The 11,185-nt window shown below is 38.7% G+C and carries 10 protein-coding genes; 6 read left to right on the top strand and 4 right to left on the bottom strand.

Features of this window, described 5'->3' with window-relative positions; translation table 11 throughout:
* Positions 1 to 259, top strand: a 259-nt coding sequence (locus ABF638_RS21675; protein ID WP_435025047.1) for a tetratricopeptide repeat protein, incomplete at its 5' end; no start/stop codon positions are given.
* Between the two features lie 31 nt (positions 260 to 290).
* On the opposite strand, the gene ABF638_RS21670 is transcribed toward ABF638_RS21675, so the two are convergent.
* On the bottom strand, positions 291 to 443 hold the full coding sequence (locus tag ABF638_RS21670) for a hypothetical protein (RefSeq protein ID WP_435025045.1): 153 nt from the start codon (positions 441 to 443) through the stop codon (positions 291 to 293).
* A gap of 44 nt (positions 444 to 487) precedes the next feature.
* Here ABF638_RS21670 and ABF638_RS21665 point away from each other — a divergent pair, with 44 nt between their 5' ends.
* The 5 genes from ABF638_RS21665 to ABF638_RS21645 all read left to right on the top strand — a co-directional run bounded on the left by ABF638_RS21665 (position 488) and on the right by ABF638_RS21645 (position 5,173).
* Positions 488 to 742 (top strand): type II toxin-antitoxin system ParD family antitoxin, encoded by a 255-nt coding sequence (locus ABF638_RS21665; RefSeq protein WP_435025044.1) that lies wholly within the window; start codon positions 488 to 490, stop codon positions 740 to 742.
* Positions 742 to 1,059 (top strand): type II toxin-antitoxin system RelE/ParE family toxin, encoded by a 318-nt coding sequence (locus ABF638_RS21660; protein WP_435025043.1) that lies wholly within the window; start codon positions 742 to 744, stop codon positions 1,057 to 1,059. Before ABF638_RS21665 ends, ABF638_RS21660 begins: the two co-directional genes overlap by 1 nt.
* A 288-nt stretch (positions 1,060 to 1,347) precedes the next feature.
* Positions 1,348 to 1,701, top strand: coding sequence for a hypothetical protein (locus ABF638_RS21655; protein WP_435025042.1), 354 nt, complete (start codon positions 1,348 to 1,350; stop codon positions 1,699 to 1,701).
* A gap of 535 nt (positions 1,702 to 2,236) precedes the next feature.
* Positions 2,237 to 3,589 carry a histidine phosphatase family protein gene (locus ABF638_RS21650; protein ID WP_435025041.1) on the top strand — a complete coding sequence of 451 codons (1,353 nt, stop codon included), beginning with the start codon at positions 2,237 to 2,239 and terminating at the stop codon, positions 3,587 to 3,589.
* A gap of 303 nt (positions 3,590 to 3,892) precedes the next feature.
* Positions 3,893 to 5,173: a dihydroorotase gene (locus ABF638_RS21645; RefSeq protein WP_435025039.1), complete on the top strand. Its 1,281-nt coding sequence runs from the start codon at positions 3,893 to 3,895 to the stop codon at positions 5,171 to 5,173.
* A 91-nt stretch (positions 5,174 to 5,264) separates the two neighbouring features.
* Here the strand turns inward: ABF638_RS21645 and ABF638_RS21640 are convergent, their stop codons facing one another.
* From ABF638_RS21640 to ABF638_RS21630, 3 genes are all read right to left on the bottom strand, one after another.
* Positions 5,265 to 6,389, bottom strand: coding sequence for a hybrid sensor histidine kinase/response regulator (locus ABF638_RS21640; protein ID WP_435025038.1), 1,125 nt, complete (start codon positions 6,387 to 6,389; stop codon positions 5,265 to 5,267).
* An 87-nt stretch (positions 6,390 to 6,476) separates the two neighbouring features.
* On the bottom strand, positions 6,477 to 7,211 hold the full coding sequence (locus tag ABF638_RS21635; protein WP_435025037.1) for a response regulator transcription factor: 735 nt from the start codon (positions 7,209 to 7,211) through the stop codon (positions 6,477 to 6,479).
* A gap of 156 nt (positions 7,212 to 7,367) precedes the next feature.
* Positions 7,368 to 10,706: a PAS domain S-box protein gene (locus ABF638_RS21630; protein ID WP_435025036.1), complete on the bottom strand. Its 3,339-nt coding sequence runs from the start codon at positions 10,704 to 10,706 to the stop codon at positions 7,368 to 7,370.
* Positions 10,707 to 11,185: the final 479 nt, after the last annotated feature.

Raw genomic sequence — 11,185 nt, 5'->3', positions numbered from 1 at the left:
ACTCTACGATAGCCAAGGGCGGTACAGCGATGCCGAACCTCTTTACATTGATGCTTTGGCAATGTGCCAACGGGTGTTAGGCGTTAATCATCCCACTACAGCGACAATTCGAGAAAATCTAGCAATCCTACAACGCCAGTCTACTCCCCGTGCTATCTGGAAACGTCGGTTAGGTCAGTTTGTGCAAACGTTAAAGGCGATATTAATTTTCCCGTTTTCTCTGCTGTGGCGATTGGCTAAAAAAATAATTCGTAATTAAAAGAGCGAGTCCAGGCGATAGAGTTTGCAATCTAGTAGTTTTGAGCGATCGTCGTTTGCGTAGCGTGTCGCAGACAAGCCTCTCGTTCGCGCAGCGTCTCCGACAGGAGAAGAGAAAGCATCGCTATTTTCTCATCAACCAAGGTGCGATCGCTAAACGTTTCCTCAAAGACAACGCCTAACAACCTTGATAAGATGGAAAAAATAGTTTAACTTCACTCGCAAGGTTATGAGTAACATTAATATTTCCTTGCCTGAGCCAATGAAAGCCTTTGTTGAAGAACAAGTGGCTCAAGGTGGGTACGGTTCAGTTAGCGAATATCTACAAGAGTTAATCGTTCAAGACCAAAAACGCAAGATGCAAGAACATATAGAAGAACTTTTAATTGCAGGACTTGAAAGTGGAGAGACGATAGAAGTTAATGATGAATGGTGGCAGCAAAAACGCACGCATTTGATCGACCAAATGCATCAAGAGCAATAATGACAAAGCGAATAGTCATTACACCCAAAGCCAGTTTAGATATTGATGAGTATTTTGCTTACATTGCCCAAGACAACCCCGACACGGCTCTTTTATTTTTTGACTCTGTAAGAGAAACTTTTGCACAGTTAGCAAGAATGCCTGGAATGGGTAGCCGTTATCCCCTGGAAAATCTTCGTTTACAAGGTTTACGTAAATGGGCTGTCAAGGGATTTAAAAAATATTTAATTTTTTACTTTGAGCGAGATGAAAGCATTGAAGTTGTGCGGATTCTCTATGCAGGGCAAGATATAGAAAGGATTTTAGAACAGGAGTGATATTGATTAGCGATCGCTTGTATGATTATTTTGGTGGAGCGATGATTTAAGGCTGGCATATCTCAACTAACTTAACTGCGATCGCTGAGAAAATAAACCAGGTAACCGTATACTCAAAAGAGATACAAAAGTTATAGCTTGGCAACGTCTGAAACAACGAGAATTATTGACGAGTCAAGTATATACACAATACAATTATTGTAGTAGAACCTCACGATAGAGTTAATCAAAATATTTTTCCCAGAGAATAATAGACAAGCAATATTAAAGATAATTTGGACAAAACTAATGAACGCCAAAATTATTGCTTTCTTGGGGATTACGGCAGCCTTTGCAAACTTAGGCAGCCCAGTATACGCACAGTCACCAGCATCAAATTCAAATCCAGGAGAATACAGACTAACTGGTGATTCACTAGTTGGAATTGATCAAAGAACAGCCCAAGATGACTTTAGAAGCTTTTTTGAGCAAACTAATCCAGCAAGCATCTCTAACAATAATAGAAGAGGCAATAAAGCTCCAGTCAAAATCCGCTTTAACGAATCATTATCACAGCCAGACACTTCTATTTTCTTAACACCGGCTCAGTCTGAAAGTGACAATGATGGATTGCAAGTACAGTTGGATCTGGGGAGAGAATAAACAGGTATAAAAGTTGACGCTTTAATGTAGAGTGTATTATCGCCAAGCGCCGCACCGTCAACAATCGAAGGTGCGTCAGCCTACGGCATACCATTGGTGTCAACTTAAGCTCAAATGCTCATCCCACAGGCATTTTACCCCACCCTAACCCTCCCTGATGCATTGGCTACGGTGTACACACAAGTCCTAAAAACCTAGCTTGATAAGCATTTCCTCGTTTTCCTCGTTCCCAGTCTCCGACTGGGAATGCATTCATTGAGTCTCTGACTCAATATCTGACTAGAGGCAGCAGCCCCTAATCAGGCATTCCTATTGCTCTGCATAGGAACGAGATAAACGAGAGAACAATGAGAAATTGATCTGTATTGTACACGATAGGCTTGCGGGGAGCAAACCCTACAGCTATTTTTGCTGCTTATTCTACGTCCCTTACAAAAGTAAAATTGCCCACTTGACTAAATCCGCCTTCCTGAGTCGGTAATTCTGCAATCATTTTGCAGTAAAATTAATCGTCTAGATACAGGAGGGCTTTGAGATGACTCGTGTCATCATTGTGCGCCACGGTCAAAGTGGTTATAACACCGAACGGCGTATTCAGGGACGCACTGATGCGTCAACATTAACCGAGAAAGGTCGTAACGATGCCAGTAAAGTTGGCAAAGCCCTCAGCAATATTTTATTTAATGCTATTTATAGCAGTCCCCTGCAACGAGCGAAAAACACAGCAGATATTATTCATAGCGAGTTAGCTACTCATCCTGAACAATCTGCTGTAATTCAAGTTTCTGATTTACTGCTAGAAATCGACCTCCCCGTATGGGCAGGGCTGATAACTGCCGAAGTCAAGCAGAAGTTTGCCGAAGACTACCGCACTTGGCATCAGCGCCCCGACGAACTGCGGATGCTGATAAATGATGCACAAGGGACAAGAGAACATTTTCCTGTTCTTGCCATATATGAACAAGCGCGGCAATTTTGGCAAGAAACTTTGTCTCAGCATCAAGGCGAAACTATTCTTATAGTGGGACATAACGGTATTAATCGCGCCCTCATTAGCACAGCCTTGGGAATTTCCCCAAGTCGCTACCATTCATTACAACAATCTAACTGTGGCATCACCGTACTAAATTTTGCCGGTGGATTGGGTGAACCAGTCCAGCTAGAATCCTTAAATCAGACGCAACACACGGGAGAGACTTTACCCTCATTGCGACCGGATCATCAAGGAATACGATTGTTATTGGTGCGTCACGGTGAAACCGAATGGAATCGCCAAACCAGGTTTCAAGGACAAATTGATGTCCCCCTTAACGACAACGGTAGACAACAGTCGCAAAAAGCAGGCGAATTTCTGCAAGAGGTAGCGATTGATTTTGCTGTCAGTAGCACAATGCTGCGCCCTAAAGAAACAGCAGAGATTATTTTAAAACAACATCCAAATGTAAAGTTAGACTTGCAAGATGGTTTAAGAGAAATCAGTCACGGACTCTGGGAAGGAAAATTAGAAACAGAGATAGAGCAAGAGTTTCCAGGAGAGTTGCAACGCTGGCGGCTAGTACCAGCCCAAGTGCAAATGCCTGAAGGGGAAAATTTGCAAGAAGTGTGGGAACGCAGTGTTGCAGCTTGGCAATCTATTGTGCAAGCTGCATCAACTAATCAATTTAAAACTGTATTAGTAGTAGCTCATGACGCTACTAATAAAACCTTGCTTTGTCATGTTCTAGGTTTATCGCTAGAAAATTTCTGGAATTTCCGTCAGGGTAATGGCGCAGTTAGCGTTATCGATTACCCTTCTGGAATTGATCGTTTACCAGTATTGCAAGCAATGAACATCACCACTCACTTTGGTGGAGGCGTACTAGATAAAACAGCAGCGGGGGCTTTGTGAGTGCTGAGTGCTGAGTGCTGTTAGCGGTAGCGGGGCGTTTAGCCCGTGCTGAGTTAGGAATGAGAAGTGAGGAGTTAGGAGTGAGGAGTGAGGAATAAAGTTAGAAGCAATGACTGAAGAACAAATAACTCATAAGTAGCTAGACGTAAATAAATTAAAGTTTGTAGTAAGGACTTTAGTCCTAATAATCCTTGCTTCGCTCGATGAATTGCTCATTACGAACTAGGATTTTACTTTATGTTGAATTATGCCTACCTACTTAACTCCTAACTCATAACTCATAACTCATAACTAACAACTTTTATGACTGAACTGCTGCAAAAAGTACGGGTGATTGACCCAGTTTCTGAAATAGATGAACTCTTTGATGTGTTGATTGCTGATGGTTATATCCGAGAAGTAGCTTCACACATTTCTGATATCACTTCTGATACTCAAATTAGAGATTGTCAGGGATTAGTTCTCGGCCCTGGGTTAGTGGATTTGTACAGCCACTCTGGTGAACCTGGCTTTGAAGAACGAGAAACCCTCTTGTCTTTCTTACAATCTGCTGCTGCTGGCGGCTTTACCAGAGTTAGCATTTTACCCGATACATCCCCAGTTATTGATAACCCTGCTCTTGTGGCACAGTTGCAGCAGAAGAGGGCAGAGGGGCAGAGGGGCAGAGGAGCAGAGAAAAGTTTGTCTCCCCTGCTCCATATCTGGGGTGCTATCACCCTAGATGTTGCTGGGAAGCAATTGACGGAGTTGGCAGATTTAGCGGCGGCTGGAGTTGTTGGTTTTACCGATGGTAAGCCGTTAGAAAATTTGGCGCTGGTGCGGCGAGTGTTGGAGTATCTTCAGCCGTTGGGTAAACCAGTGGCATTTTGGCCTAGCGATCGCCAGTTAGCAGCAAATGGTGTAATGAGAGAAGGGGCGAATGCTCTCCGTTTTGGTTTACCCCCAATTCCCGCCAGTGCTGAAACTACTGCGATCGCAGCTATGCTTGAATTGGTGGCAACCATCGGCACACCAGTCCATATTATGCGTGTCTCCACATCTCGCAGTGTGGAATTAATCGCTTCAGCAAAGGCTGCTGGTTTACCCATCACCGCCAGCACCACCTGGATGCACCTTTTACTTGATACCAAAGCTATTAAGAGTTATCACACCAGCTTGCATTTAGACCCGCCTTTAGGTAATCCCAGTGATGTAGCGGCGTTGCGTGCAGGGGTACGTGCGGGTGTGATAGATGCGATCGCTATTGATCACACACCCTACAGCTATGAAGAAAAAGTCCAAGCTTTTGCCGAAGCACCAGCCGGGGCAATTGGTTTAGAGTTAGCATTACCTCTGCTGTGGCAATATCTCGTTGAAACTGAAGAATTTACAGCTTTAGAATTATGGCAGGCATTGAGTACTAGACCAGCAGAGTGTTTAGGGCAAAAAGTCAGTGCAATTCTACCTCATCAACCAGCGGAACTTACTTTATTTGATCCCCAGCAAACCTGGAAAGTCGAACGGAAAAGTCTTTATACACTTTCACAAAATACACCTTGGTTAGGACAACAGTTGAAGGGTCATGTTGTGCAAACCTGGTGTTAAAAAAGCGCACTTAAAACTATGGAATATAACTAATCCCCTAAAAGATTAAAATAGATTTCCTTTACTCCCTGAATTGCTATTTTGTAAATTTCTATTTTACTGTATTTATATTTGTAAGCATCTCCTCGCAAGGCAAACTAACACTTACAGTAGTTCCTTTTTCAGGAATGCTAGTAATTGTAAATTCACCACCATATAATTTAACTATATGCTGAACAATAGCCAGCCCTAAACCAGAACCTTGTTGTTCCCATAACTTTCGATTAAATTGTACAAAAGCTCCAATTTTATTAATCTCTTCAATTGCTATACCTTTGCCATTATCAATTACATATAAATTAAATTTATTACCTTCTATCTTACTCGTAACTTGAATTTTGCTGCTTGGTAAAGAGAATTTAAAAGAATTCTCCAGTAATTCTTCAATCAGAATACTAAAATTTTCTTGTGGTAATTGTACTGGAGATTCTTGGATATCCAGCTTTAAATCTTTTTGTCTACAGTTTTCTGTAGCTTTTTTGAGAGCGATTTCACTAATAATTTTCTCAGCAAGACATTTATCTTTTTTCTCTTGGATTTGACGGACTTTTTCGGGATTTTTAGATATTAATTCTAGGTCACTATATAATAAAAACCTTTGAACTAATGCATTCAAGCGATTGGCAGATTTGTAAATTAATTCTGCAATTTCGACTTCTTCAGAGTCAGGCATGACACTACAACTTTCTATTAACAACTGTGACATACCGAGAATGCCATTTAAAGGCGTATTCAATTCGTGAGGTAATGAGTGAGCAATATTCATTCTGAGTTCGTCTAGTTTGGCTTGAGTTTGGCGCTCAACTGAAGCGTGTTTATCAAGACGAGAAGCGATCGCATTGAGTAGTTCTTCAGGAGTAAACGGTTTAGTCAAATAATCATCAGCCCCAAAATCCATTCCCTGACGAAAATCTGAACGCTCTGCTTTAGCAGTAACAAATATTAAAGGAATATTGATAGTTGCTTCATTTTTACGTAAAGCAGACAGCACGCTATAGCCGTCTAATTCAGGCATCATAATGTCACAGATAATTAAATCTGGTAATTTTGATTGAGCAATTTCTAATCCAATCTTACCGTTTGCAGCTATCAAAGTTTCAAAATCAGAAAGTTGTAGAATCTCCTGAATATTTCCCCTGACTTGGGGTTCGTCTTCTATAATTAAAATTGTGTTCATCTATGATTATTAAAGATAAAAATATCAATTTTATGTTATTGGTATAGCATGAGATATTATAGTAATTTTCGATTTTACTAAACTATATTATTTGCTATTATTAAACACATTGAAGCTTTGCAAAATTTTGGCATTTTCTGGAGTTAGTAATGTTTGTAAATTCTTCATTTCATTCAAAAACATCATTTCTCTAGCATACTCTTGTTGTAAGATACTCAAGTAGCGATCGCGCTCAACATCTGATTGAGCTTTTTTCAGCATATAGATCGCCATATTAATATTTGAAAGCGGGTTCCCTAAATCTTGTAAAAGTTTTTGTAAAACCTCGTTGCATATTTCTGCCAGGTGTTGGCTTTCTTGCAGTTTTTGTGAATTTATCTCTATCTGCTGCTTCAACTTGGTATTTTGTTGATGTTCTTGTTCATATTGTTGTTTGATTAAAGTTGGTTTTTCTACGCGTTCTAATCTGACCTTTATTGCCTTTAAAAGTTCTTCCGTAGAGAAAGGTTTTGTAAGATAATCATCGGCTCCTAACTCCATACCTTGGCGTAAATCACCGCGGTCTACTTTTGCAGTCAGAAAAATTACTGGGATAGATTCAGTTACCGGGTCTTGGCGTAAGGCTGTCAGTACACCGTAACCGTCAAGTTCAGGCATCATAACGTCACAACAGATAAGGTCTGGTTGTTCTGTTTTAGCAAGTCGTAATCCTTCTAAACCATTATTTGCGGTAATAGTATTAAAGTCGGAGAAACTTAAAATTTGTTGAATATTTGAACAAATTTGGACTTCATCTTCAATTACTAATATTTTTTTGTTCATTGGTTTATTTGAATAGTGATTATGATTAGGCGCTTTGGTGATATCTATAGACCAGTAAATGCAGTTGCTAAAACTGATTATTCAGCTTGACAAATTGGTAACTTACATTAGATGCCAAAAAATCTCTTGCAGTTTATTGTTCCCTAAAATTATTTACTAATAACACATTAGATATTTTTCATGGAGTAAGTCACTTATCATTAGTGGTAGTTCTACCCTAAATGTCGTACCAACTCCGATCTGGCTAGCGAAGGTAATTCTTCCTCTATGAAGGTCTATACAATTGTTGACTATTGCCAAACCTAATCCAGTTCCTGGCGTATTACCAACATTGCTAGCTCGGTAGAATGGTTCAAACAAGTTCTGTTGCTCCTCTGGTAAAATACCAATACCTTCATCTTGAATTAGAAAAACTACGCTTTTATCTTGAACTAACAGAGCAACTTCAACATTGCTACCTTCTAGTGAATATTTGACAGCGTTTGAAAGCAAATTGCTCAATATTTGTCGCAAAAGCTTCTTGTCTATACAAGCCATAAAGTGATCATCTGTTGATGAATTACCCAAGTGCCGGGGAGAAAAGGCTAGGGTATGATTGGGAGAACTGAGTTGAATTTCATCTACCAAAGAACGACAGAAATTAATTAAATTAACGCAAGTTGGTTCAAATGATAATTTTCCAGCTTCAGCCTTATTAATTAGCAAAATATCATCTAATAGTTGAGTAGTGTGTTGAACATAAGTCTGAATGCACTGGAGATGTTTATGCTTTTGTTGTTCATCTAGTTTATGGCTAAAACTTTTTAAGATTCCAGCAGAGGAAGCAATCACAGCTAAAGGAGTTCGAAACTCGTGGGAGGTCATAGAAATGAAACGAGATTTCAACTCACTGAGTTCTTTTTCTTTTACTAAAGCTTTACAAATATTTTCTTCAGCTTGTTTACGCTCGCGTATATCTTTAACTACACCGATCGTATAAATAGGTTTACCAAGCGGATCTCGAATTAGAGAACCCGTTAAATTTATCCAAATTACATCAGCATTTTTATGTAAATAGCGCTTCTCAATCGAGAATGTTTCTACCTTTCCTGATATTAATTTTTGCAACTGATTTAGATGGATTTGTATATCTTCTGGATGTGTGATATCTCTAAAGTTTTTCTTTAGTATTTCTTCTTGGCTATAGCCTAAAATTTCACACAACTTTTGATTAACTTTCAGGAAATGACCATCTAAACTTTCTAGTTTAATTCCCACTGCTGCTTGATTAAAAATAGCTCTAAGTTCTGCCTCACTTTTTTGTAAGTCTAAAGTGCGTTGCTTAACCCTGACTTCTAAATCTTGATTGAGTTTTTGTAGAGCTTCTTGCGCTCGTTGCCTTTGCAGTTCAGCAGATGCTCGGGCTGCAAATACTTTGAGAATTCCTTCAAATTTATCTTGGTCAGGTATGGGTTTATCATCTACTATGCATAGTGAGCCAATTGGTTGACCAAAATCATCACTCAAAATAACTCCCATAGAACTTTCAGCTTCCATAGCAGCTAATCTTTTAGGATTAGGAAAGAGTTGTTGAATTCTCGAACTACAGTGATAAAATCCTTGCTTGAGCAAAATTTCACATATAGTTGATTTTGGATCGTAGCAAATATTTGGTTGTAACTGCCCATCAGACCAAAATCCTAAAGTGTGAGCTTGCTCATCAATTAACTCACTTACTAAGGTGTTACGGACATCTAAAGTCGAAGAAATATGCTCAACTAATGCTGGAAAAAAGTCACGTCCAGTCGTAGAAGCTGTACTTTCTATCAAACTTTGTAAGGCTATTTCAGCTTGTTTGCGTTTTGTAATATCGATTCCGATTGCAACGGCGGCTGTGTTTTGTTGATACTTTTGAGCTACGAGCAAATAATTGCATATTTTACTATTAATTTGGACATCAATAACCTTAGAATCTGCTACATCTTCCCTATCTAAAAACTCATGCATAAATTCTGTAAATTCCGGGCTGTTTTCCATAAACCCCAATTCTTGACCAACAAAAGCATCGGGAGTCAAGTTAAAACTTTCAGCTAAATGGCGATTAACCCCTAAATAATATCCATCATCATTTACCCAAGAAACAAACCCAGGTACTGCATCTAAAACCGTTTGTAATTGCTCTTTTGCTTGTTGCAAATTTTTTTCTGCTCGTTTATATTCTGTAATGTCTTCGGAAATACACAACAGGTATTCGGGTTGTTGGTTTTTGTCATACAAAGGAATTTTAGTTGTATGTAAAATTCTTCTGCCAAAACTAGGACTGTCAATAGGTTCTTCAGAAATATCTTGAGATACACCGCTAGCAAAACTTTCTAGGTCTTTTTGCCAGAAAAAGTCTGCTTGTTCTTTCGGGAATAATTCGTAATCTGTTTTGCCAATAGCCTGCTCTGCTGTAATACCGAAAATATTTTCACAGGTATGATTCCAGAGCTTGACTGTCCCAAAACTTTCTGGTTTGGCATCTTTAACAAAGACGGCTACAGGCAGATTATTAATCATCGACTGTAAAAAGTTGCGAGTCTGCTGGAGTTCCTCTTGTGCTTTTCGGCTTTCAGTAATGTCAATGCCTGTACAGACGATATAATCAACTTGATTCTCCCGATTAAGTAAGACCTTATTTGACCAAGAAATTAAGCGGCGATCGCTATCTTTAGTAACTAAAGAAGTTTCGTAACGTTGAGGAAATTCTCTCTCTGCTAAATTTTGAAAAATATCTTTGATACATTTTGTTGTATCAGGTAACAGCAGCACATCCCAAACAAATCTTCCTTTAACTTCATCAAATGCGTAACCCGTAGCTTGTTCACAAGTATAATTAAAGCGAACAATTTTTCCCTGACAATCTAGTACTATAACTAGAGCGTCTGCTAGATTCAAAATGGTAGAAACAAAATTACGCTCTAATCGCAGTTCTGCCTCGATTTTCTGGCGTTCTACAAATTTAACTCGTGTATAATTGTAAAGTTCGGCTTGTAGAATAGAAACTGTCAGCAGACTGCTAGGAGTTACTAATCCAATTAATTCTCCTTGATCCCCAATAATAGGCAGATGACAAATTCGATTTTTTCTCAGCAAATGTAAAGCAGTAAAAACATCTTTAAAATCTATTAATTTCAATGTTATTAACTCTCTGGTCATCACTTGGGCAACACTGATACCCTCTAGATTTGTCCCTTGTGCTGTCAGCTTAATTAAATCTCGTTGTGTAATTATCCCCACCAACTGTGAGTTTTCTAGTACTAAAACACAACTGGTGGCTTGAGATGTGTTGCTAGCTATATCTTTACCTGGGTTAGGCAAATAATTGCTATGCTTGATTGGCAAGCTATCATGATTACTTGATGCTTCATTGATTAGTGCAATCACATCTGGAAGCATAACCTCAGAGCTAACAACAAGCGGATGACGAATGATAGTCTGTTGTAAATTATCAGAAATGAGAGAGTTAATGAACATTATGTATAGATGCCTGGAATAGAATTATCTTTAAGAAAGAGGTAAACAATATTTTTACTTATAATTAATTAAAAAGCCTCAGTGTTTTCTATGATTATTTTTCTTGTAGAAATTTTATATTGTTTTTAACAAGTCCCATTTATTTTGAAACCTGATTTCTTTAGTAGTGGATATTATTTTTTAATTATTTGAGTTCTGAGTTGTTCCTTAATTTAAAAATAACGGTTTTTAAGGTAGATGCAGCTTAACCGTAATCCAAGTAATTAGAAGTAAGTAAAAAGCAAAGGTTGAGCAAAAGACTAAGCTTTAAAACGTCGGATTATGTTCATAATCCCAACACTTGTTATCCTGCCAGGTTCTACTACTGTATTGACAGTCAAACTTATTGTCAATCCAGGGAATTGATGTCGGATTAGCATCTGAAGATAAAATGATCGAATTCACTGAAGACAATACATAAGAAGCAATAATAAAGCTAG

The organism is Nostoc sp. CALU 1950, from assembly GCF_051172895.1.
Taxonomy (GTDB): Bacteria; Cyanobacteriota; Cyanobacteriia; order Cyanobacteriales; family Nostocaceae; genus Nostoc; species Nostoc edaphicum_A.
The sequence above is the reverse complement of the archived record's forward strand: the minus strand, read 5'-3'. Positions and strand labels throughout refer to the sequence as shown.

What these genes read in the sequence shown, in the direction of transcription:
- ABF638_RS21665 (WP_435025044.1), top strand. Translation starts at nt 488, where the DNA reads ATGAGTAACATTAATATTTCCTTGCCTGAGCCAATGAAAGCCTTTGTT.
- ABF638_RS21660 (WP_435025043.1), top strand. Translation starts at nt 742, where the DNA reads ATGACAAAGCGAATAGTCATTACACCCAAAGCCAGTTTAGATATTGAT.
- ABF638_RS21655 (WP_435025042.1), top strand. Translation starts at nt 1,348, where the DNA reads ATGAACGCCAAAATTATTGCTTTCTTGGGGATTACGGCAGCCTTTGCA.
- ABF638_RS21650 (WP_435025041.1), top strand. Translation starts at nt 2,237, where the DNA reads ATGACTCGTGTCATCATTGTGCGCCACGGTCAAAGTGGTTATAACACC.
- ABF638_RS21645 (WP_435025039.1), top strand. Translation starts at nt 3,893, where the DNA reads ATGACTGAACTGCTGCAAAAAGTACGGGTGATTGACCCAGTTTCTGAA.
- ABF638_RS21640 (WP_435025038.1), bottom strand. Translation starts at nt 6,389, where the DNA reads ATGAACACAATTTTAATTATAGAAGACGAACCCCAAGTCAGGGGAAAT.
- ABF638_RS21635 (WP_435025037.1), bottom strand. Translation starts at nt 7,211, where the DNA reads ATGAACAAAAAAATATTAGTAATTGAAGATGAAGTCCAAATTTGTTCA.
- ABF638_RS21630 (WP_435025036.1), bottom strand. Translation starts at nt 10,706, where the DNA reads ATGTTCATTAACTCTCTCATTTCTGATAATTTACAACAGACTATCATT.